Annotated in this window: 18 protein-coding genes and 2 pseudogenes; 16 read left to right on the top strand and 4 right to left on the bottom strand. The window is 61.0% G+C overall.

Features of this window, described 5'->3' with window-relative positions; genetic code table 11:
• Positions 1 to 71: 71 nt before the first annotated feature.
• Complete coding sequence (gene bioB / locus G113_RS04700; protein WP_005894359.1) at positions 72 to 1,202, bottom strand: biotin synthase BioB; 1,131 nt, start codon at positions 1,200 to 1,202, stop codon at positions 72 to 74.
• Positions 1,203 to 1,365: 163 nt separating this feature from the next.
• Between bioB and bioA the strand changes: the two are divergent.
• Together bioA and G113_RS04690 are read left to right on the top strand one after the other, a co-directional pair.
• A pseudogene (gene bioA / locus G113_RS04695) lies at positions 1,366 to 2,641 on the top strand (adenosylmethionine--8-amino-7-oxononanoate transaminase).
• A 166-nt stretch (positions 2,642 to 2,807) separates the two neighbouring features.
• Positions 2,808 to 3,701, top strand: a complete 894-nt coding sequence (locus tag G113_RS04690; protein ID WP_005894356.1) for a HAMP domain-containing protein — start codon at positions 2,808 to 2,810, stop codon at positions 3,699 to 3,701.
• On the opposite strand, the gene G113_RS04685 is transcribed toward G113_RS04690, so the two are convergent.
• Positions 3,689 to 4,033 carry a hypothetical protein gene (locus tag G113_RS04685; RefSeq protein ID WP_005894354.1) on the bottom strand — a complete coding sequence of 115 codons (345 nt, stop codon included), beginning with the start codon at positions 4,031 to 4,033 and terminating at the stop codon, positions 3,689 to 3,691. The two genes, G113_RS04690 and G113_RS04685, sit on opposite strands and share 13 nt — an antisense overlap.
• 168 nt (positions 4,034 to 4,201) lie before the next feature.
• Between G113_RS04685 and asnS the strand changes: the two genes are divergently transcribed.
• Positions 4,202 to 5,602 (top strand): asparagine--tRNA ligase, encoded by a 1,401-nt coding sequence (gene asnS, locus G113_RS04680; RefSeq protein ID WP_005894351.1) that lies wholly within the window; start codon positions 4,202 to 4,204, stop codon positions 5,600 to 5,602.
• A 541-nt stretch (positions 5,603 to 6,143) separates the two neighbouring features.
• Positions 6,144 to 7,487: an anaerobic C4-dicarboxylate transporter gene (locus G113_RS04675; RefSeq protein ID WP_005894350.1), complete on the top strand. Its 1,344-nt coding sequence runs from the start codon at positions 6,144 to 6,146 to the stop codon at positions 7,485 to 7,487.
• Between the two features lie 90 nt (positions 7,488 to 7,577).
• Here the strand turns inward: G113_RS04675 and G113_RS04670 are convergent, their stop codons facing one another.
• Positions 7,578 to 8,714, bottom strand: a complete 1,137-nt coding sequence (locus G113_RS04670; protein ID WP_005894348.1) for a M20 family metallopeptidase — start codon at positions 8,712 to 8,714, stop codon at positions 7,578 to 7,580.
• 424 nt (positions 8,715 to 9,138) lie between these two features.
• On the opposite strand from G113_RS04670, the gene G113_RS04665 reads away from it, so the two are divergent.
• The 9 genes from G113_RS04665 to G113_RS04630 all read left to right on the top strand — a co-directional run bounded on the left by G113_RS04665 (position 9,139) and on the right by G113_RS04630 (position 17,739).
• Positions 9,139 to 9,453, top strand: coding sequence for a hypothetical protein (locus tag G113_RS04665; protein WP_005894346.1), 315 nt, complete (start codon positions 9,139 to 9,141; stop codon positions 9,451 to 9,453).
• A 317-nt stretch (positions 9,454 to 9,770) separates the two neighbouring features.
• Entirely contained in the window at positions 9,771 to 10,682 is a 912-nt protein-coding gene (locus G113_RS04660; protein WP_051106566.1) for a LysR family transcriptional regulator, read from the top strand.
• A gap of 355 nt (positions 10,683 to 11,037) precedes the next feature.
• The gene (locus G113_RS04655) at positions 11,038 to 11,388 is read left to right on the top strand and encodes an ArsC family reductase (protein ID WP_005894342.1); all 351 of its coding nucleotides are present in this window, start codon (positions 11,038 to 11,040) and stop codon (positions 11,386 to 11,388) included.
• Between the two features lie 22 nt (positions 11,389 to 11,410).
• Positions 11,411 to 12,538, top strand: a complete 1,128-nt coding sequence (dapE, locus tag G113_RS04650; RefSeq protein WP_005894339.1) for a succinyl-diaminopimelate desuccinylase — start codon at positions 11,411 to 11,413, stop codon at positions 12,536 to 12,538.
• Positions 12,539 to 12,563: 25 nt separating this feature from the next.
• The gene (locus G113_RS04645) at positions 12,564 to 13,271 is read left to right on the top strand and encodes a M15 family metallopeptidase (protein ID WP_005894337.1); all 708 of its coding nucleotides are present in this window, start codon (positions 12,564 to 12,566) and stop codon (positions 13,269 to 13,271) included.
• Positions 13,268 to 13,417 carry a hypothetical protein gene (locus tag G113_RS21460; protein ID WP_005894335.1) on the top strand — a complete coding sequence of 50 codons (150 nt, stop codon included), beginning with the start codon at positions 13,268 to 13,270 and terminating at the stop codon, positions 13,415 to 13,417. The genes G113_RS04645 and G113_RS21460 overlap by 4 nt, the downstream gene beginning before the upstream one ends.
• Before the next feature lie 244 nt (positions 13,418 to 13,661).
• The gene (locus G113_RS04640; RefSeq protein WP_005894333.1) at positions 13,662 to 15,392 is read left to right on the top strand and encodes a potassium/proton antiporter; all 1,731 of its coding nucleotides are present in this window, start codon (positions 13,662 to 13,664) and stop codon (positions 15,390 to 15,392) included.
• A gap of 24 nt (positions 15,393 to 15,416) precedes the next feature.
• Complete coding sequence (locus tag G113_RS04635; protein ID WP_005894331.1) at positions 15,417 to 16,520, top strand: beta-N-acetylglucosaminidase domain-containing protein; 1,104 nt, start codon at positions 15,417 to 15,419, stop codon at positions 16,518 to 16,520.
• Between the two features lie 4 nt (positions 16,521 to 16,524).
• On the top strand, positions 16,525 to 17,739 hold the full coding sequence (locus G113_RS04630) for a cation:proton antiporter (protein ID WP_005894330.1): 1,215 nt from the start codon (positions 16,525 to 16,527) through the stop codon (positions 17,737 to 17,739).
• A gap of 76 nt (positions 17,740 to 17,815) precedes the next feature.
• On the opposite strand, the gene G113_RS04625 is transcribed toward G113_RS04630, so the two are convergent.
• Positions 17,816 to 18,448 carry a LysE family translocator gene (locus G113_RS04625; protein ID WP_005894327.1) on the bottom strand — a complete coding sequence of 211 codons (633 nt, stop codon included), beginning with the start codon at positions 18,446 to 18,448 and terminating at the stop codon, positions 17,816 to 17,818.
• A 163-nt stretch (positions 18,449 to 18,611) separates the two neighbouring features.
• Between G113_RS04625 and G113_RS04620 the strand changes: the two genes are divergently transcribed.
• The 3 genes and pseudogenes from G113_RS04620 (at position 18,612) to G113_RS04610 (ending at position 21,251) form a co-directional block, all read left to right on the top strand.
• Positions 18,612 to 20,234: a methyl-accepting chemotaxis protein gene (locus G113_RS04620; protein WP_005894325.1), complete on the top strand. Its 1,623-nt coding sequence runs from the start codon at positions 18,612 to 18,614 to the stop codon at positions 20,232 to 20,234.
• 176 nt (positions 20,235 to 20,410) lie between these two features.
• Positions 20,411 to 20,944 carry a DUF1523 family protein gene (locus G113_RS04615; protein WP_005894322.1) on the top strand — a complete coding sequence of 178 codons (534 nt, stop codon included), beginning with the start codon at positions 20,411 to 20,413 and terminating at the stop codon, positions 20,942 to 20,944.
• Positions 20,941 to 21,251, top strand: a pseudogene (locus G113_RS04610) (winged helix-turn-helix domain-containing protein). The gene G113_RS04615 and the pseudogene G113_RS04610 overlap by 4 nt, the downstream one beginning before the upstream one ends.
• Positions 21,252 to 21,275: the final 24 nt, after the last annotated feature.

The following is a 21,275-nucleotide window of genomic DNA, read 5'->3' as shown; positions in this document are numbered from 1 at the left end:
CGGCACTCGCCTGCGGGCCCCCATCTCGCTGCGGCTCACCGGCGTGCGATCGGCTGCATGACGAATGCTGCTCATGCACGCGGTCCCTTGGGGTGGCTGGCATCATAGAAGAGATCGCCGCTCACCGGCTGGCTGGCCACTCGGGTCAACAGCTCTTCTTCCTGCACCCCGTCGGGTTTCTGGGCTCGCTGGGCCGGGCGTATGCCGAGCCGCTTGAACAGCTGCATGTCAGTGCTCTCATCCGGATTGGGGGTGGTGAGCAGCTTGCAGCCGTAGAAGATGGAGTTGGCACCGGCCATGAAGCACATGGCCTGCATCTGCTCGTTCATCTTCTCCCGCCCGGCGGAGAGGCGCACGTGAGAGGTCGGCATCATGATGCGCGCCACGGCGATGGTGCGCACAAATTCGAACGGATCCAGATCCTGCTGGTCCGCCATGGGAGTCCCCTTCACCTTGACCAGCATGTTGATGGGCACGCTCTCGGGGTGACGGGGCAGATTGGCGAGCGCCATCAACAGACCCGCTCTGTCTTTGCCCTGCTCTCCCATGCCGACGATGCCGCCGGAGCAGACCTTCATGCCGGCGCCTCGGACGTTCGCCAGGGTATCGAGCCTGTCCTGGTAGGTGCGGGTGGTGATGATGTCGCCGTAGAACTCGGGGGAGGTATCGAGGTTATGGTTGTAGTAATCAAGACCCGCTGCGCCCAGCCGACTGGCCTGATCCGCCGTGAGCATGCCCAAGGTCATGCAGGTCTCCATGCCCAGCCCTCGCACCTCCTCGACCATGCGCAATATGTAGGGCATGTCCCGCTCCTTGGGATTGCGCCAGGCAGCGCCCATGCAAAAACGCGATGAACCATTGGCTCTGGCTTCCCGGGCCCGCTCCAGCACCTTCTCCACCTCCATCAATCGCTCAGTCTCAAGCCCGGTGTGGTAACGGGCACTCTGGGGACAATATTTGCAATCTTCCGGGCAGGCTCCGGTCTTGATGGAGAGCAAGGTACTCACCTGCACCTCATTGGGGTCGAAATGGGCGCGATGCACCACCTGAGCCTGGAACAAGAGATCATTGAATGGCAGGGCAAACAGCACCTGCACCTCGGCCAGAGTCCAGTCATAGCGAACGGCTGCGGGGGCCGAGCCCTGGCGAGGGTGGGTGGCCTTTGTGGCGTGCAGAGAGGGAGAATCGACAAGAGCGCTCATGGGTGGCTTCCATTTTTTATAGATATGCCCCTGCCCGCCTGACAGACTAGCGCCTGACACTAGCACCCTGCGTGGCAAGTGGCTGAAATTGTTGGCTAGTGTAAAGAGCGCGCGTAGACTGTCAACACCGACCAGATCAACAACATTGACAACAGAAGACATAATGACCAATCAAGAATTCGACCTGCACCATATCTGGCACCCCTATACCTCTCTCACCCAGCCCCTGCCCTGCTATGAAGTGGCCAGCGCCAAGGGGGTGACCCTGACCTTGAGCGATGGTCGCGAACTTGTCGATGGTATGAGCTCCTGGTGGGCCAGCATTCACGGCTACCAGGTACCGCAACTCGATGCCGCAGCGGTGGCCCAGCTCGGCAAGATGTCCCATGTCATGTTCGGTGGCCTCACCCATGAGCCCGCCATCGCACTGTGCCGCAAACTGGTGGAGATCACCCCGGCCGGACTGGACAGAGTCTTTCTGGCCGACTCGGGCTCAGTGGCGGTGGAGGTGGCGATCAAGATGGCCCAGCAGTATTGGCACAGCAAGGGCAGCCCCAGATCCCGCTTTGTCTCCCTGCGCGGTGGTTATCATGGGGATACCTTTGGCGCCATGAGCGTCTGCGACCCCGATGGCGGCATGCATGAGCTCTATAAAGGCTTCCTGCCCGAACAGCTCTTCGCCCCGGCACCGGGTTGCCGCTTTCACGCCCAATGGGATGAAAACTGCGTGGTGGAACTGGCGGAACTGGTCGCCGATCGCCACGAGGAGATAGCCGCCATCATTCTCGAGCCGATCGTGCAGGGGGCTGGCGGAATGCGCTTCTATCACCCTCGCTATCTGCAATGGGTGCGTGCCCTGTGTGACGAGTTCGGCATCTTGCTCATCGCCGACGAGATAGCCACCGGCTTTGGCCGCACCGGCCAACTGTTTGCCTGCGACTGGGCGGGCATCAGCCCCGACATCCTGTGTCTGGGCAAGGCGCTCACCGGTGGTTACATGACGCTCTCGGCCACCCTCACCACGGAGCATGTCGCCCGCACCATCTGCGAGGGCAAGGCCGGCGTCTTCATGCACGGTCCGACCTTCATGGCCAACCCGCTCGCCTGCGCGGTAGCCAACGCCTCCATAGATCTACTGCTCGCGTCACCCTGGCAGGCACGGGTGCAGGCCATCGAACATCAGCTGAAAACCGAGCTGGTAGCACTGACCCTCAATCCGGCTGTGGCCGATGTGCGGGTGCTCGGCGCCAGTCGGGGTGGTGGAGATGAAGGAGCGGGTGGACGTGGCGCGCATCCAGCGCAAGTTTGTCGAACTGGGCGCCTGGATCCGTCCCTTCGGCAAGCTTATATACCTGATGCCGCCGTTCGTCATCACCGCGGCCCAGCTGACCCGGCTGACCCAGGCCATCGGCACCGCCATCAGCGAAGGGGAGTACTGAGCCCGCCCTTTCCCATCATCTAGCGCCACGGCCAATAGATGACCTCCAGACAGAGATGCGGGAATGGACAGGCGCTTTTTAACAAGAGTGTGAGCAAGCCATCAGACCCGAGCAGCCAAGACGAGTAGACTGCGCGGCGGGTTTTACCAACAGATGTACTGCTCTCATGCGCCTCTCCATTGCCGCCAAATTCAACTTCTTCCTGCTGTTTATCTTCTCCATGGTGCTGGTCTTCTCCGCCGCCTATCAGGCGGTACGCGAGCGCGACCTTATTCTGACCATGATCAAGGAGCAGAGCAGCGAGCAGATAGAGGCCTACTTCGACGGCCTCAACATGCTGATGTTGACCAACAAAATGGCGGCGCGCGAAACCCTGCGTCACAAGTTCCTGAACCACGCCCACGTCGAAGATGCCCGCATCTTGCGCGGCGCTGCGGTCAGCAAACAATTTGGCGCAGGTCTCGACAGCGAGGGGTCCAGGGACGAGTTCGACACTCTGGCATTGGCGGGCAAGAGCAGCATGGAAGTGGTACACGACGGCCAGCACAGCCGGCTGGTGGTAACCCGCCCTCTGCTCGCCCAGCGTGATTTTCGCGGCACCGACTGCACCAGCTGCCATCAGGTGGCGGAAAATACCGTGCTGGGCGCGGTGCGCTTCGACTACTCCCTCGATACCCTCTTTACCCGGGTTGAACAGAACATCCTCACCTCGGCCCTGAGCCTGACCCTGATCTTCGGTCTCGGGTTGTTGCTCACCCTTTGGGTGATTCGCACCTGGATAGTGAGCCCCCTCAATCGGCTCACCCGCGCCATCGAAGAAGCAACAGATCGCCATGACTTTGGTCATCGACTGGACGGGGATGAGGGGGACGAGATAGGCCGCGTCATATTGGCCTATAACCAGATGCTGGATGGGGTCGAACGCCAGCTCGGCAAGCGTCCCTGCGCGGCAAGCCACGCCACTGCCGTCCATGACACCCAGCCCCCTCGCCCACACTCGGGTAGCGCAGAGGGCACTCAGTCCGATATCAGGCATCCAGACCCGGGTCAGCCGAAGTAGAACAGCAGCAAGCTGATGATAAGGATGAGCAGCAGGACGATGAGGGAGAGCGAGTAACCATCTTGCTCGCGACGGCTGCGCCGGTATTGCAGCGTCAGCACCAGCAAGGTGAAGGCGACGCAGCCCCAGAGGCTGTATTCCAGCAAGGGGGTCAAGGCCGGATCCCAGTGCTCCCTGACGGTGATGCCGCCATAACGCAGGAAACCATAGGCAATCTCGGGACGGGCATAGTGATACAGGGTGAGCAGCGCCATGACACAGCCCCAGCAGACGATGGCCAGCCAGTGCAGCAACACGATCAGCCTGCCCTGTCCCCGCCGTCGTTCCTCCACACTCTGCTCCTTCTGCCCGATTGGCTCTCAATCCCTTCAGAGTCCGACATTTTTGCTTGTTTATCAAACCTGCGCGGGTAAGATTGTCGGCTCAGTCTGCCATCATGGGCCAAGCAGTGCCCGGGCGGACCCATAGCGCTGCAAGAACAAGCTGGAGACAATATTTCGATGACGCACGCATCCGTAGTAGATGTGCTGACCGGTAAATATGCGGTTGGCACCACCCAGACAGTGAAAGGGTGGATCCGGACCCGCCGCGATTCCAAGGCGGGGATCTCATTTTTGGCCATTTCCGATGGTTCCGGTTTTCATCCGGTTCAGGCCGTCGTCCCCAATACCTTGGCCAATTACGAGGATGAAGTGCTGCGTCTGACCACTGCTTGCTCCGTGGAAGTGACCGGTGTGGTTGCCGCCTCCCAGGGCAACGGTCAGGCTTTCGAGCTGCAAGCCACCGAGGTCAAGGTGGTGGGCTGGGTCGAGGATCCGGATACCTACCCCATGGCAGCCAAGCGCCACAGCATCGAATACCTGCGTGAACAGGCCCACTTGCGCCCGCGTACCAACATCGTCGGCGCCGTGACCCGGGTGCGCAACTGCCTGGCCCAGGCCATTCACCGCTTCTTCCATGAAGAGGGCTATCTGTGGATTGCAGCCCCGCTCATCACCGCCTCCGACACCGAAGGTGCGGGCGAGATGTTCCGGGTCTCCACCCTGGATCTGGAAAACCTGCCGCGCACCGAAGCGGGCAAGGTCGATTACGACAAGGACTTCTTCGGCAAGGAGACCTTCCTGACCGTCTCCGGTCAGCTCAACGTCGAAACCTACGCCTGCGCCCTCTCCAAGGTCTACACCTTCGGGCCTACCTTCCGCGCTGAGAACTCCAACACCAGCCGCCATTTGGCCGAGTTCTGGATGGTTGAACCGGAAATTGCCTTCGCCAACCTGGACGATAACGCCGCCCTGGCCGAAGCCATGCTCAAGTACGTCTTCAACGCCGTGCTGAGTGAGCGACGTGACGATCTGGAGTTCTTCGCCCAGCATGTCGACAAGGATGCCATCGATCGTCTGGAGCGCTTCGTCTCCTCCGATTTCGCCCAGATCGACTACACCGATGCCATCGAAGTACTGAAAAACTGTGGCAAGCGCTTCGAATTCCCGGTCTCCTGGGGCATCGACTTGTCCTCCGAGCACGAGCGCTATCTGGCCGAAGAACACTTCAAGTCGCCGGTAGTGGTGAAGAACTACCCGAAAGACATCAAAGCTTTCTACATGCGCCTCAACGACGACGGCAAGACCGTCGCCGCCATGGACGTGCTGGCCCCGGGGATCGGCGAGATCATCGGCGGTGCCCAGCGCGAGGAGCGCCTCGAGGTGCTCGATCAGCGCATGGCCGAGATGGGCCTGAACAAGGAAGACTACTGGTGGTATCGCGACCTGCGTCGCTACGGCACCGTGCCCCACTCCGGCTTTGGCCTCGGCTTCGAGCGCCTGGTGGTCTATGTGACCGGCATGGGCAACGTCCGTGACGTCATCCCCTTCCCCCGTACCCCGCGTACCGCCGAGTTCTGATCTTCAGCACCAGGCGAGCCATTGCGCAAAAAGCCGACCCCAGGGTCGGCTTTTTTATTCCCCGCAGCCGCCCAGCGCCTCCCACTCAAGGCTAACGACCACCACAGCGGCCCCAGTGACCGACCCCACTCGACACTCGCCGTGCTGGTGAAGGTCGTGACAGAGGCGCCCAGGTACTTGGCAAGCTAAAGGGCAAAAGAGCCAGTCCCGCCTATACCCGCGGGAATGAACACCTGCCGGCCCGACGCGAGACTTTGCCACACCTCTTCATCGACACCCAGCGGCCTCCTGACAGGAGGTTCTCGAATGCCCCCAGCCTCCCCTGCCAATCACGATGCGCAGACCCCTGTACAGGGGAAAAACCGTAATTTTTATGCAGTTAAATCAAAAAGCGATGAGTTATTGAAGTAACGCAACTTTTTGCCCCCCATGGGCGGGCACAATGACAACTAACCCTTAAGGGCTAAATAACAGCAATAATCCGGAGTCATGACCACTGACGCACACAGGGGAATGACTCGACATCACGCGAGGAAATGGAATGATCTTGATGGAGTTTATGGTGGTACTCGGCTGCTTGCTGCTGGGTACCCGATTTGGGGGCATGGGACTGGGTCTGATCAGTGGCATAGGCCTGTTCCTGCTGACCTTCGTGTTCGGTCTGGCGCCGGGCGAACCGCCAGTCCAGGTCATGCTGACCATACTCGCGGTGATCGGCTGCGCCGCCACCCTGCAGACCGCCGGCGGCCTCAACCTGATGATGCAGATAGCCGAACGGCTGCTGCGCCGTCACCCCCAGTACATCACCATACTGGCCCCACTCACCACCTGGACCCTCACCTTTCTGTGCGGCACCGGCCACGTGGTCTACACCATGTTCCCCATCATCGCCGACATCGCGCTGCAAAAGAACATCCGCCCCGAGCGGCCGATGGCCGTGGCCTCCGTCGCCTCCCAGATGGCGATCTGTGCCTCGCCAGTCTCGGTCGCCGTGGTCTCCATGGTCTCCATCCTGGCGGCCGGGCACGGTATCGGTGAGGCTTACGGCCTGCTGGATATCCTGATGATCGCCATTCCCTCTTCATTGAGCGGGGTCATGATGGCGGCCCTGTGGAGCCTGCGCCGCGGCAAGGATCTGGACAAGGATGAAGAGTTCCAGGCCAGGATCAAGGATCCGGAGCAGCGCAGCTTCATCTATGGCGGCGGTGAAACCCTGCTCAATACCAAGTTCCCGAAAGAGGCCTACTGGTCGACCTGGATCTTCTTCGCCGCCATCGCCGCCGTGGTGTTGCTCGGTGCCAACGAAGGGCTGCGCCCGGTATTCACCATCAAGGACAAGACAGGCCCCCTCTCCATGAACCTGGTGATCCAGATGATGATGCTGATCGCCGGTGCCATCATCCTGATGCGCTGCAAAGTCAAGCCGGGTGATATCTCCAACGGTGCGGTATTCAAGGCGGGCATGGTCGCCATCTTCTCGGTGTTCGGGGTCGCCTGGATGAGCGAGACCTTCTTCCAGGCCCACATGCCGCTGCTCAAGGAGTCGCTGGCCCACGTGGTACAGGCCCAGCCCTGGACCTATGCCCTGGTGCTGTTCCTCATCTCCAAGCTGGTCAACAGCCAGGCCGCCGCCCTCACCGCCATCGCCCCCATGGGACTGGCCCTGGGTGTCGAGCCCAAGCTGCTGATCGCCTTCCTGCCCGCGAGCTACGGCTACTTCGTGCTGCCAACCTACCCGAGCGATCTGGCCTGCATCGGTTTTGACCGCTCCGGCACCACTCGCATCGGCAAGTTCATCATCAACCACAGTTTCATCATTCCGGGGCTGATCGGTGTCGCCACCTCCTGCACCCTGGGCTATGTGCTGACCAGCATACTGCTCTAAGCCGGGCGCACCACGCACAATAACGGGAGGCCTTGGCCTCCCGTTATTGTTGAACCGTGCACTCGTCGGCACGCTCGCTTTATCCCCTGGCTAGGCTTGCCGGCTCTCGGCCAGCGCCCTCAATACCTGGCGCAGCAAACGAATGCGCGGGCCTATGCTGCCCAGTTGCAAAAACTCCGCCTCGGAGTGAAAACCGCCCCCCATGGGGCCAAAGCCATCCAGGGAGGGCACCCCGGCTGCCGCTGTAAAGTTGGCATCAGAACCACCGCCTGCCTCCACCCAGTTGACTGTCATCCGCTCGGCGACCCCCGCCCGCTCCACCAGAGCCATCAAGGCCCTGGTATCTTCACTCGGCCGCATGGCCGGTTTGAAGGCGAGCCTGTCCACCTCGACTCGACATCCGGCCAGGAAGGGGTTATTGGCCATGAAGTCGAAGCGATGATCGATGAGTTCAGCTTCTTCATTGCTCCAGAAACGCAGATCAACCATGGCCTCGACAAAGTCCGGTACCACATTGACGCCCGTGCCGCCCTGCACCGTACCGACATTGAGGGTCGTTCCCGTCTCGAAGTTGACCAGCTCATTGATGGCCAATGCCCAACGGGCGAACTCGGTGATGGCTGACACCCCTTCCGCCAGGGCCGAACCGGCATGGGAGGCGCGGCCATGAAAACGCAGGCGGTACTTGGCGTTCCCCTTGCGGGCGCTGATGAGCGAGCCATCGGGACGAGCGGCCTCGGCCACCAGTACGCAACTAGATTGCCGCGCCTTTTCAACCAGCCACTCCTTTGACCAGGGCGACCCTAGCTCCTCGTCGCAGTTGCAGCACACCAGGATCCTAAGCCGGGCCAGCAATTCGGGCGACAACCCCTTGAGGGCATGAAAGGTAGACAGCAGACCGCTTTTCATATCAGACACACCGGGGCCAAATCCCAGATCCCCCTCGATGCGCAATGGCCGCTTGGCGGCGGTGCCCTCGGGGAAGACGGTGTCCATGTGACCCACCAGCATCACGTCATAGTGGCTAGCCCCCGGGGCATTGGTTATCTCGAGACAGGGACCGCACTCGGCGGCGAATTGATGGCGCTGCACCTGCCAGCCAAGACCGTGATACTTCTCGGTCATGAGATCGGCAACCCTGGCGACCCCGGACGGGGTGCGGGTGCCACAATCGAGGTTGATGAAGGGGGCCAGTTCGGCCAGATATTCATCCAGAGAGAACGACATTAGCTTCTCCTACGCGGGGTCAGGCCCCATTCATTCAGGGTTTCCTGGGCAGCGAGCCCGGCGCTGAGGTTCAAATCAGCGGCAGTGCTGTCCAAGGTAAGACTTGATCGACTCGTGGTCTTGGATGTCCAGGGCCGGCAGGGTAACGTTGTCGATTGGTCTATCACGTAGTGCAATCTAGAGGTTCATTCGCTTCCGCCTATTGATCCCTATCAAAAAACGGCACACCAGGGTGTCTCGGTAATCATAAACTCTACAAAAAATGTAAAATTCAGTCTTTTAATCTAAAGACAAAGCTTTAGAATTCCTCCAACTGCCAGGGCGGGGCTAATAACCCGCTTTTTGCGCTGGATCAAGATCCGGCGCGCTCAAGCTGCCACTATCGGCATCGACACCCTGCGACCACTTCGCACCGGAGAGAGCTATGACAAACCAGGCCACCGCAAGCATGACAACCTGCGACTACAAGCTGTGGAATATTCTCGTCGAGTCGGCAAAGGAACGCTCAACCATCCGTTACTCCAAACTGGCCAAGATGGCCGGGCTGGAGACCTGCCAGGACGAGCTGCGCACCTTGCTGCAGCGCATCCGCATGTACTGCACCGAACATCAGCTGCCCGTGCTCTCTGCCATAGTGGTGGACGATATCGGTAAGTACACAGGCCTCACCTCAGGTCTGCCGGAAGCCCCCTGGGAGCGGGCCCGGGTATTTGACTACCAGTGGCCCGTTTCCCCCTGAGGATAAGCCTCCCCCTGTTTGCCCAAGACGCGCCCCGAGGCGCGTTTTATTTGTCTGGCTCGGATGGCCCGGAACCCCATAAAAAAAGCCCGCCATGATGGCGGGCATACAAGCAAGCAACACTCTGCCTGGCAGAGGAAAAGAGTTCAGGTTTGTCGCATCGCCACCCTAGGCACCACGCAAAAAGGGGCAACTGTTCGGCAGCCGCTCATCAGCGGTCACAGACAACTGACTGGCGCGCCGAGCGTCGACGGCAGGAGACTAGAGTGACTGCTCTCATTTAGGAAATGATTTATTAGTATCCCATTATGCATAGAGTGAATTTACGAGGCATAGACCTCAACCTGCTGGTGGTGCTCAAGGCCCTGCTCGAGGAACGCAACACTACCAAGGCAGCCGAGCGGCTCGCCATGAGCCAGCCCGCCGTCAGCCGGGCCCTGTCTCGCCTGCGGCTGCTCTATGACGACCCCTTGCTGATCCGCACGCCCCAAGGCATGGAAGCCACCGAGCGGGCCGAGGCACTGTTGCTGCCCCTGCGCGAGATCCTCGCCGGCATAGAACAGACTCTGAGCCCGTCACCGGGTCTGGATCCCAGCTGTTTCGAGGGAGTTCTGCGCATCGGGGCCCACACCTATGTCGAATACGTGATCCTGCCCAGCCTGATCACCGAACTGCAACGGCTCGCCCCTCGCTTGCGAGTACAGATGATCCCCCTGACCCTGGCGTTCGAGCATCAACTCGACCAGGGCGCAGTCGACCTGGTGATCAGCAAACAGGATGACCTCCCTGGTCGTTTTCGGCGCCAGCCCCTGTTCGAGGATCGCCTGCAAAGCTGCGCCCACCGCCACCATCCTCTGCTGGGTCAACAAATCAGCATCGCCGACTTCGCCAGGGGCAAGCATCTGCTGGTCTGTCCCAGAGGCGAGCCACACGGTATCGTCGATGAACTGCTGGCGGCCCACGGGTTGCAGCGCGAGATCCCGCTGGTGGTACAGAGTTTTCTGTCCGCCCCCTTCATCCTGGCCCAGAGCCCGCTGCTGCTGACCGCGCCCGCCCGCATACTGCAACCCATGATGACACTGCTCGATCTGGCCGAATGCGAGCTCAGCTTCCCGCTGCCGCGCTTCGAGATCAGCATGATCCGCCATCGACGGGATGATAACCACGCCCTGCTCAACTGGTTCGAAGGGGTACTGCTGCGTTGGGCCGCTCAACTGGGCGATATCTAGAGGCCCGGGCCTTGAATGTGTGGCACCACCCGCCATCCCCCTCCCTAATCCCTGGCCTTTCATTGGACCCCAGTACCAGAACACATGACCGCCCAGGTCGTGGCCCTGGGTCTGGCATGGGGAATGCCCATGTCTGGCCGCTCATTGACGACCAAACCCCAGTGCCAGAACACATGACCGCCCAGATCGTGGCCCTGGGTCTGGCATGGGGAATGCCCATGTCTGGCCGCTCATTGACGACAAAACTCCAGTTCCAGAACCCACGGCGGCCCAGGTCGTTGCCTTGGGCGGTCCACAATGCCAGAATCTGGCCTTCCGTTGATTTCGGGGCCCAGCCCCCAGAGAAGGACTCCCCATGGCCGTCACCCTCTATGGCATCAAAAACTGCGACACCATCAAGAAGGCCCGAAAATGGCTCGATGAAGCCGGTGTCGATTACCGCTTTCACGACCACAGGGTCGATGGCCTGGCGCCAGCGCAGCTGGATCTGTGGCTCGGCAAGCTCGGCTGGGAAGCCTTGCTCAATACCAGAGGCACCACCTTCCGCGCCTTGCCGGATGAGGAAAAACAGGGGCTAGATCAGACCAAAGCCCATGCCCTGCTACTGGCTCAGCCCGCCATGATCAAGCGCCCGCTGCTGGACGTGGATGGCGAACTGCACCTGGGTTTCAAGGCCGATCACTATCAATCTCTCTTCTCTCGTTAACCTTTTCGTGTAAGGAACGCCGATGTCGACTGTCATCACACTGGCCAAGGATCTGATCCGCCGCCCCTCAGTGACCCCCCTGGATGAAGGGTGCCAGACCCTGATGAGCGAGCGCCTCGCCCGGCTCGGTTTCGTCATCGAGCCCATGGTATTTGAAGACACCACCAATCTCTGGGCCCGCCGTGGCACCGAGGGGCCGCTGTTCTGCTTCGCCGGCCACACCGATGTGGTACCCGCCGGGCCGCTGGATAAGTGGCACACACCGCCGTTCGAGCCAACCATCATGGATGGCATCCTCTATGGCCGCGGTGCCGCCGACATGAAAGGCTCACTCGCCGCCATGGTGGTCGCCACCGAGCGCTTTGTCGCCGCCCACCCGGATCACCAGGGCTCGATTGCCTTCCTCATCACCTCCGATGAAGAAGGGCCCTTCATCAACGGCACAGTGCGCGTCATCGAGGCCCTTGAGGCCCGCAACGAGAAGATCCGCTGGTGCATCGTTGGCGAGCCCTCCTCCACCAGTGAAGTGGGGGATGTGGTGAAAAACGGCCGACGTGGCTCCATCACCGGCGATCTGCTGGTGCGTGGGGTACAGGGGCATGTGGCCTATCCCCATCTGGCGGACAACCCCATTCACAAGGCCGCCCCTGCCCTGGCAGAGCTGGCCAGTACGGTCTGGGATCAGGGCAATGACTACTTCCCGCCCACCAGCTTCCAGATTGCCAACATCCAGAGCGGCACCGGTGCCTCCAACGTCATTCCGGGGGAGCTGCACGTCCAGTTCAACTTCCGCTTCAGCACCGAGCTCACTGACCTTGATATACGCCAGCGGGTTGAAAGCCTGCTCAATCGCCATGGTCTCGACTATGAGCTGACGTGGACCCTCTCCGGCCAGCCCTTCCTGACCGGCACCGGCGCCCTGCTGGAAGCGGCAGTGGCCGCCATTGAGAGCGTCAATGGCCAGCGCCCGGCCCTGCTCACCACCGGCGGCACCTCAGATGGCCGCTTCATCGCCCCCACCGGGGCCGAAGTCATCGAACTGGGCCCGGTCAATGCCACCATCCACAAGGTGAACGAGTGCGTGAAGGCCGAGGATCTCGATCTGCTGGCTGACATGTATCAGGGTGTGCTGGAGCGTCTGCTGGCATGAACCCCGCGCAGGAGCGAGAACCGACATGACCCAGGATCAACTGCTTGGTCGGGATGAGGGGCACCTCATCTTGCTGGGGACGGGGCCTCATCGCCTCACTCCCGCCGCCGCCGCCGCCTTCCAGAGGATGCAAGTGGCCGCCGCCGCCGAAGGCCATAACCTGCAACCGGCCTCGAGCTGGCGCGGCTTCGAACGCCAGCTCGCCATCTGGAACGGCAAATGGCGGGGTGAGCGGCCACTGCAGGATGCCAACGGCCAGCCCCTGGATGCCCTGCTGCTCAACGAGGTCGAGCGGCTCCATGCCATCTTGCGCTGGAGTGCCCTGCCCGGTACCAGCCGCCACCATTGGGGCACGGATCTCGATATCTATGATCCGGATTGCCTGCCCGAGGGTGTTCGATTGACCCTCGAGCCCTGGGAATATCAGGCGGGAGGCTGGTTCGCCGGGTTATCCGACTGGCTAGTCGACCACATGGGGGAGTTCGGCTTCTTTCTGCCCTACGACAAGGGGGATGAGCTGGAGATTGAGAGCGAGGTCGCCTTCGAACCCTGGCACCTGAGCTTCCGGCCAGAAGCCAAGGGGCAGCGGCTAGATGCCAAGGCGCTGGCGCTTTGCCTGCAACAGGCGGATATTGAAGGTAAGCAGACTATCCTGACCCATCTCGACGAAATCCTGGCCCGTTATGTCGTTCCCTACGACAGCGGCCACGACATCAAAAGGAGTACCTTATGAGTCTTTGGTTGTTAATAGGCTTGCCGCTACTCTTTCTGCTTGGCCTGTTTCTCAATGCCATCAAGGACATGAAGCAGCTCGAAAAACAGCTCCCCAAGTACAAGGACAAGATCCGCGAAGTCAAAGATGACGACGACGATTACTAACCAGAAGGGCCCCTCTACGGGTCCTTTTTCATGGTGATTTACCCCGCCTCGCTGCACTCTCCCGCTTGCCCCGCCCTTTATCTCAACCTGTCCTCATTGGAATCCTTCACAGTCAGACGGCATCGCCAGACGGACAGGGCCGACATGTCCGTAAATTGCAAAATAATGCACAAATAGCCCACACAAGCGGGGGCTAAATGCATATAATGTGCCTGATTTGCATTTTGACAGAAGGAGTACGCCATTGGATGCAGTCAGCATCAACAGTTTCTTTCTTATTGGTGCCCTGTTGGTGGGTGCCAGTGTCCTATTGAGCGCACTCTCGTCCCGGCTCGGCATCCCCATATTGGTAATATTCCTCGCGGTCGGCATGCTGGCCGGAGAAGATGGCCCGGGGGGCATTCATTTTGCCGACTACTCGGTCGCCTACCTGGTCGGCAACCTGGCACTCGCCATTATTTTACTCGACGGCGGCATGCGCACCCGAGTCTCTTCATTCCGGGTTGCTCTCTGGCCCGCCCTCTCTCTCGCCACCCTGGGGGTCGCCATCACCACAGGCCTGACGGGCTTGATGGCCGCCTGGCTGTTTGATCTCAGCTTGCTGCAGGGGATGCTGATCGGCGCCATCGTCGGCTCCACCGATGCGGCTGCCGTGTTCTCCCTGCTAGGGGGGCGCAGTCTCAACGAGCGGGTTGGCGCCACCCTGGAGATAGAGTCGGGCAGCAACGATCCCATGGCGGTGTTTCTCACCATCACGCTGATCGAGATCCTGGCCACCGGCCAGCAGGGGCTGGATTGGTCCTTCCTGTTCAAGTTACTGCAACAGTTTGGCCTGGGAGCCGGCATTGGCCTGGGGGCAGGCTGGCTGCTGTGGAAACTTATCAACAGCGCCAAGCTGGCACCCGGACTCTACCCTTTGCTGACCGTCAGCGGCGGCCTGTTGATCTTCGCCGTCACCACGGCGGTGGGGGGCAGCGGTATTCTCGCCATCTATCTCACCGGCCTCTTGCTCGGCAACCGGGTCATCCGCAGCCGCAGCACCACGCTGTCCGTGCTAGACGGCCTCACCTGGCTCAGCCAGATAGGCATGTTCCTGGTACTGGGCTTGCTCGCCACCCCGAGCAATCTGATGCCCATCGCCCTGCCGGGCCTGGCGCTGGCCATGTGGATGATACTGTTCGCACGCCCGCTCTCGGTCTGGATAGGCCTGCTGCCATTCAAGAACTTCGCCCCCCGCGAGCGCTGGTTCATCTCCTGGGTGGGACTGCGTGGCGCCGTGCCCATCATCTTGGCGGTGTTCCCCATGATGGCTGGCTTGCCCAACGCCCAGCTCTATTTCAATGTCGCCTTCTTCGTCGTGCTGGTCTCCCTCATCTTGCAGGGCAGTTCGCTGCCACTGGCCTCGCGCCTGGCGCGGGTAGAGGTGCCAGTGCCGCCCTCCCCCATTAATCGCTCCGGCCTGGAGATCGATGTCGACAGCCAGTGGGAGACCTTCATCTACCGGCTCGGTTCGGATAAATGGTGCATAGGTTCGCCGCTGCGCAACCTCAAGATGCCAGGCGGCACCCGGGTCTGCGCCCTGTTTCGCGGTCAGGACCTGCTCCACCCCTCGGGCAGTACCCGGCTGCAGGCCGACGACATTCTCTGCGTCATTGGCCATGAACATGACTTGACCGCCCTGGGCCAGCTGTTCAGCCAGGCACCTGAGCAGGATCTGGGACCGCGCTTCTTCGGTGACTTCCTGCTGGAAGCCTCAGCAAGGTTGGTGGATTTGGCTCCTATCTACGGGCTGGATCTCGCCGAACTGGACGATCCCAATCAGAGCCTCGGCCTCTTCCTTGCAGGCCGATTGGGCGATAATCTGGTCGTGGGTGACCAATATTCATGGCAAGGCATGATCTGGACAGTGGCAGAAATGGATGGGGATGAGGCACGCAAGATAGGTGTGCGCTTCCTCGACGAGGACCCGGTCTGACAGGCCGCCTGATGGAGCAACACTATGTCTGAGCACAGCCTGATGTCGGGCGCTGGCGCGCCTAACCCCCACCTTGGTCTCATCGAGGGCTTCTTTGGCAAAGGCTGGAGTTGGGCCGCCCGCGCCCACTACGCCCAGTGGCTGCCTCGCCACGGCTATGGTTTTTACCTTTATGCCCCCAAGGATGACGGTTATCTGCGCAAGCACTGGGCCCTGCCCTGGCCAGAAGCGCACCTCAACGCCCTGCGCCAGTTTGCCGAGCAGTGTCGTGCCAACGGTCTGGCCTTTGGGGTAGGCCTGAGCCCCATGGGTGCCCATCACGACTACGAGCGTCAACGCCCGGCCCTGCTCGAAAAGCTGAAGGTCATCGATGCCGAGCTGGCCCCGGACATGCTGGCGGTGCTGTTTGATGATATGGTGGGTGACAGCCCTGAACTCGCCCCCTTGCAGATCAAGATTGCCCATGACATCGCCGCCCACAGCCAGTCCCGTCGCCTGCTGTTCTGTCCCAGTTACTACTCGACCGACCCCGTGCTGGAGAAGGTGTTCGGCGCCATGCCGGCCAACTATCTCCAAGACATTGGCAAGGGGCTGGATCAGCGCTTCGACATCTTCTGGACGGGACCCAAGGTGTGCTCGAGCGAATACCCGGCCCCGCACCTCAAACAGGTGACCGAGCTGCTCGGCCGCAAGCCCTTCCTGTGGGATAACTATCCCGTCAATGACGGCAGCAAGGCGAGCAGCTATCTGTACCTGCGCGCCTTCGAAAACAGGCCCGCCGATCTGCTGGAACTCACCTCGGGCCACGGCATCAACCCCATGAAGCAGGCCGCACTCTCGGCCCTGCCGCTGGCAACGCTGCCGATGAGCTACCGACTCGGCAAGCATTACGACCCGGACAAGGCACTGCACGATGCGCTGCACGCCACCTGCGGCCCCCAGATTGCCGCCATGATAGAGGCCGACTTGCCACTGTTTCAGGATGTGGGGCTGGCCCAGCTCACCCCGGAACAGATCACCCGGCTGCGCGCTCGTTACCTGCCGTTCAGGGATCAAGCCTGTGTCGACGAGATAGTGCACTGGCTGGACGGCGAGTTTGCATTCGACCCAGATTGCCTGACCGATTGACCCCGTGGATACCAGCCTCATTTACCAGAATCTGACCATCATTGCCGCGTTCCTGCTGGTCTACAGCCTGATAGCTGGCCGCTTCGAATCCAAGCTTGTCAATGGTCCCCTGCTGTTCCTGCTGGCGGGGGCACTGCTCGGCCCAGGCGCCCTCAACCTGTTCACCCTGGAGATCGACAACGAGGGGATCAAGCTGCTGGCCGAGCTGACCCTGGTGATAGTACTGTTCAGCGATGCCGCCAATACCGACTGGCAGGTGCTGCGAGCCAACCGTCGTCTGCCGATCCGGTTGCTGCTAATTGGTCTGCCCCTGACCCTGGTGGGCGGCGCCCTGCTCGGCCGCTGGCTATTTCCCGACCTCCCCCTGCTCGAACTTGCCATCCTCGCCACCATACTGACGCCGACCGATGCCGCCCTCGGGCAAGCCGTGGTCAGCAATCCTGCCGTGCCCGCTCCGATACGGGAGGGGCTCAACCAGGAGAGCGGGCTCAACGATGGCATCTGCGTCCCCGTGATCCTGCTGCTGCTGGCACTGATCGCCCCGACCGAGCAGCACCAGGGCACCGGGGCCCTGGCGCTGAGCCTGATGCTAGAGGAGATTGGCATAGGACTCATCGTCGCGGTGGGGCTAAGCCATTTGACCCTCTGGCTGCTCAAGCTCTCCTACCTCAATGGCTGGCAATTGCCGCTCTGGCGCCAGCTCACCCTGCCGGGACTGGCCCTGCTCAGCTTCGCCCTGGCCCAGACGCTGGGGGGCAGCGGCTTCATCGCCGCCTTCGTCGCCGGCTTGCTGATAGGCTACCGGTTCGGCGAGCACAAGCACGAGTATCTCGACAGTTGCGAAGGGTATGGCGACCTGCTCTCTGTGGTGATCTGGATGGTATTTGGCGCCACCATGCTGCCTATCATGGGCAGCTTGCTCGAATGGCAATACTGGCTCTATGCACTGGCCAGCCTCACCCTGCTGCGCATGCTGCCAGTGTGGCTCTGTCTGCTGGGTAGCGGGCTCACACTCGAGCTCAAGCTGTTTGTTGGCTGGTTCGGTCCCCGTGGCCTGGCCAGCATCGTCTTCGCCGTCATGGTGCTGCAGAACAAACCCGCCCTGCTCGGCCAGGAGCCCATCATCAAGACGGTGCTCTGCACCATATTGCTCAGCGTGATACTGCACGGCATCAGTGCCAATCCCTGGGTCAATCGCCTCAAGCGTTGCCGAGCTTAAGGCTCAAGCCCCCATAAAAATGCCGCCCCTCTTTTGCCAAGAGGGGCGGCATTTTGCTAACGGGCATTCAACTGACTCAGCCCAGGGCCAGCCAGAGTCCGACCCCGATCATCAGGGTACCCGCAATACGGTTCATCAGGGTCACGTTGCCGCTCTTGGCGAGGAAGTGGCGCAGGGTACGGCCACCGCCCGCGTAGAGCAGCAGACAGGAGAACTCGATGACCAGGATCAGGGCCACCAGGGCGGTGATCTGCGGCGTCATCGGCTTGGCTGCATTGATGAAGGGCGGCAGCAGGGAGACCATGAAGGCCCACCCCTTGGGATTGGCAATGGCAGTGACGAAGCCCTGCATGGCCAGTCCGAGCGGGCGAGTCTCCTGCACGGCGGAGAGATCGGCCGGAATGGCCATCTTGCCCTTGGCCTGCCACATCTGGATACCGAGCCAGATGAGGTAAGCCCCTCCCACGTATTTGAACGCGGAGAAGAGGCCAGGGTAGTTGAGCATCACGGCCGCCACCCCGATCACAGACAACACCGAGACCAGGCCGACACCAATCAGTTCGCCCCACATCATATGCAGAGTACGGCGTACCCCCAGGCTCATGCCGAGGGTCATCGCCAGGGTCATGCACATCCCGGGGGTCACGGAAACGAAGAAAAACGTGGGAATAAACAGGGCCAGGATGGCCGGATCGAACCAATCAGACACACTACACCTCCATGTAACAAGCACACGATCTTGCCTACCACACTCTTTTAACACAAGAAAAACCATTTCCTTCAGCAAGATTTCAGCATTAAAAACCTTGTGACAAGAGTTGTCGCGCCTGTGTAAGATGCCGTCTTACTCCTCTTTAGGGTTAGGACCTTTCATGTCATTGAATAACCTGTCTATCCGTCTGCAAGTGCTCATCCCCCTCCTGTTCGCCAGCCTCTTGATGATCCTGATGGCCGTGATCAGCAAACAGGAGATAGACGGCGCCATCATGGACATGAACGAAACCACCACCAGCGTGACCCTCCACAAGGACGACATCGCCGCCCTGATCCACGCCAGCTACCGGCTACGCACCAACGCCATCTATGGCCTCTATGATCAGGCGCGCTTCGCCGAGCTACCCGCCACCCTCAATGCCGCCGAGCAGGAGCTAGCAACCATCTTGTCCCGACTGGTGATCTCCGGCACCGAGCAGGACAACCGCCAGGTGGCCACCGCCCTGCAGGCCTACTTCGCCCACACCCGCAGCACCATGCTGCCACTGTTGGCCCAGCAATTTGGGGGCAGCGGCGATCCCGCCGCCTACGAGCAGGCCCGGCTGCGCTTTCGCGACCTGGGGGAGCAGCTGATCAAGCAGATAGACATACTGTCGATCCACATCAACCAGCTGACCCAGCAGGAGATCGCCCAGGAGCAGGCCCACTATCGCGCCACCCTGTTGCAGACCCTGCTGCTGATGGGAGCCACTCTGATCGCAGCGCTTTGCGGCGGTTGGTGGCTCTCCGGTCGCATCGTCCAGCCCATCGGCCAGTTGCAGGAAGTCATGCATGCCGTCGCCCAGGGCCGCTTCAACGTGCGCGCCAAAACCGAAGGCAACAACGAGCTGGGCCAGCTGGCCAAGGACATCAACCAGACCCTGAGTCAGCTGGGCAGCACTATCTATGCCCTGACCGGCATCAGCGGCAACGTCGCCTCCGCCGCCACCGAGCTGGCCGCCGTCATGACCCAGTCCGAAGCCAATGCCCAGCAGCAGCGCAGCGAAACCGAGCAGGTCGCCTCCGCCGTCACCGAACTGGCCAGTACCGCCGACAACGTCAATCACAACGCCGCCCTGGCCGATGAGTTGGCGCGAGACGCCCACCGCCGAGTTGAGCAGGGACTGGCCCTGTTTGCCGAGAGCATCCAGGCCAACGACCGCATGGCGGGCAGCCTGGAGAGCGCCGCCAGCGTGGTGGCGCGGCTCAAGTCCCAGTCCGAACAGATAGGCAAGGTGATCGAGGTCATTCAGAGCATCTCGGAGCAGACCAACCTGCTGGCGCTCAACGCCGCCATCGAGGCCGCCCGCGCCGGGGAAACCGGTCGCGGCTTTGCAGTGGTGGCCGACGAGGTGCGCCTGCTGGCGGCCCGCACCCAGGACTCCACCAAGGAGATCCAGGTGATCATCGAGCAGTTGCAGAGCCAGTCCCAGTCAGCCAACAACGGCGTGCAGGAGACTCTCGAGATCCTTGAACACAATCAGCGCCTCTCCGCCGAGGTGCAGGATCTGCTGAGGGGGATCACCCAGGCGGTCACCCAGATCAACGGCGCCAATGCCCAGGTGGCCACCGCCGCAGAAGAGCAGTCCTGCGTCACCGCCGACATCAACCGCAACATCACCAACATCTACGAAATAGTGCACCAGAATGCCGCCGGCATTAGTCAGAGCGCAGCCGCCAGTCACGAGCTGTCACAGCTCGCCGAACAACAACGCAAACATCTGGCCCAGTTCCAGTTGTGATACCCGGTTGCCATGCCCAGGCCGAGGCCCCGTCTGCGGGCCTCTCGCCCGATGCATGACGTCATTCGCTATTGTTTAAAACGGCCTATTTACAAGTTGGTTTCATTGGGGGCTGTGCCTGACGGGTAAATATGGGTATGGTAGAGGCACGCCAACGCCCCGCTTATGAGAGCATTATGAATCTGAAGTTCAGGAAGCCCGCCTTTATAACCCTGGGGCTCATCGCCCTGCTGTCCGCCACCTGGCTCGATTACTACTTGCCCGAGCACACCATCGCCACCATCACAGGGGTCGAGGTGAAGCGTACCGACAAGGATGGTCCCATCAGCAAGAACAACCCGGCTGATGGCCCGACCACTGACGTTTATTACATCTATACCGAGCGCCCAGGCGAGAAGATCCGGGTGTTTCGCAATGAAGATACCGGCTGGGGCTTCCCCTTCTACTTCAAGTTTGACGCCGCCGATGTTCAGGCCAAGGCCAAATCCATGGAGTTCGAGAAGAAACTGGCCATCATCACCTCTTACGGCTGGCGGGTGAACATGTTCTCCATGTTCCCGAACGTCACCAAAATCAAGACCACCACCGACGCCAGCGCCTCCACCTGGAGCTTCTTCCGCTGGTTCTGGTTCGGGATCTGGGCGCTGGTGATGGGTAAATCTGCCCTCGGTCTGTGGCGTTACTTCGAGCGCGTCGAGGATGAGATATGAGCAAAGAGGGAGCGGCAGGGGTCAGCAAAACCCGCACCAGCTTCTATCGCCGTCTCTATCTTGCTCATCTGATAGCGACGGGCACAGACACTGTGGTGGCCATCATGGCCGCCACCGGCATGCCCAGACGCACGGCTCAGGACACCCTCTCAGCACTGGCTGAACTGGATCTGCTGTGCGAGTTCGAGCAAACCCCGGGGGTCCGCCATCAACAGGGCCATTACCGTATCAGTGACTGGGGCCCCATCAATCCAGCCTGGGTCGCCGCCACATCGACCAGATCAGGCAGACGCTGGGCTATCCCTGAACTGCGGCTCCGCATGCAGGTATC

It is taken from the genome of Aeromonas molluscorum 848 (assembly GCF_000388115.1).
Classification (GTDB): Bacteria; Pseudomonadota; Gammaproteobacteria; order Enterobacterales; family Aeromonadaceae; genus Aeromonas; species Aeromonas molluscorum.
This window is presented reverse-complemented; position numbering and strand designations above follow the sequence as displayed.

Coding starts and splice junctions, on each gene's coding strand:
- G113_RS04645 (WP_005894337.1), top strand. CDS start 12,564: ATGACCCAGGATCAACTGCTTGGTCGGGATGAGGGGCACCTCATCTTG.
- G113_RS04655 (WP_005894342.1), top strand. CDS start 11,038: ATGGCCGTCACCCTCTATGGCATCAAAAACTGCGACACCATCAAGAAG.
- G113_RS04670 (WP_005894348.1), bottom strand. CDS start 8,714: ATGTCGTTCTCTCTGGATGAATATCTGGCCGAACTGGCCCCCTTCATC.
- G113_RS04690 (WP_005894356.1), top strand. CDS start 2,808: ATGCGCCTCTCCATTGCCGCCAAATTCAACTTCTTCCTGCTGTTTATC.
- G113_RS04675 (WP_005894350.1), top strand. CDS start 6,144: ATGATCTTGATGGAGTTTATGGTGGTACTCGGCTGCTTGCTGCTGGGT.
- G113_RS04615 (WP_005894322.1), top strand. CDS start 20,411: ATGAATCTGAAGTTCAGGAAGCCCGCCTTTATAACCCTGGGGCTCATC.
- asnS (WP_005894351.1), top strand. CDS start 4,202: ATGACGCACGCATCCGTAGTAGATGTGCTGACCGGTAAATATGCGGTT.
- G113_RS04620 (WP_005894325.1), top strand. CDS start 18,612: ATGTCATTGAATAACCTGTCTATCCGTCTGCAAGTGCTCATCCCCCTC.
- dapE (WP_005894339.1), top strand. CDS start 11,411: ATGTCGACTGTCATCACACTGGCCAAGGATCTGATCCGCCGCCCCTCA.
- bioB (WP_005894359.1), bottom strand. CDS start 1,202: ATGAGCGCTCTTGTCGATTCTCCCTCTCTGCACGCCACAAAGGCCACC.
- G113_RS04635 (WP_005894331.1), top strand. CDS start 15,417: ATGTCTGAGCACAGCCTGATGTCGGGCGCTGGCGCGCCTAACCCCCAC.
- G113_RS04665 (WP_005894346.1), top strand. CDS start 9,139: ATGACAAACCAGGCCACCGCAAGCATGACAACCTGCGACTACAAGCTG.
- G113_RS21460 (WP_005894335.1), top strand. CDS start 13,268: ATGAGTCTTTGGTTGTTAATAGGCTTGCCGCTACTCTTTCTGCTTGGC.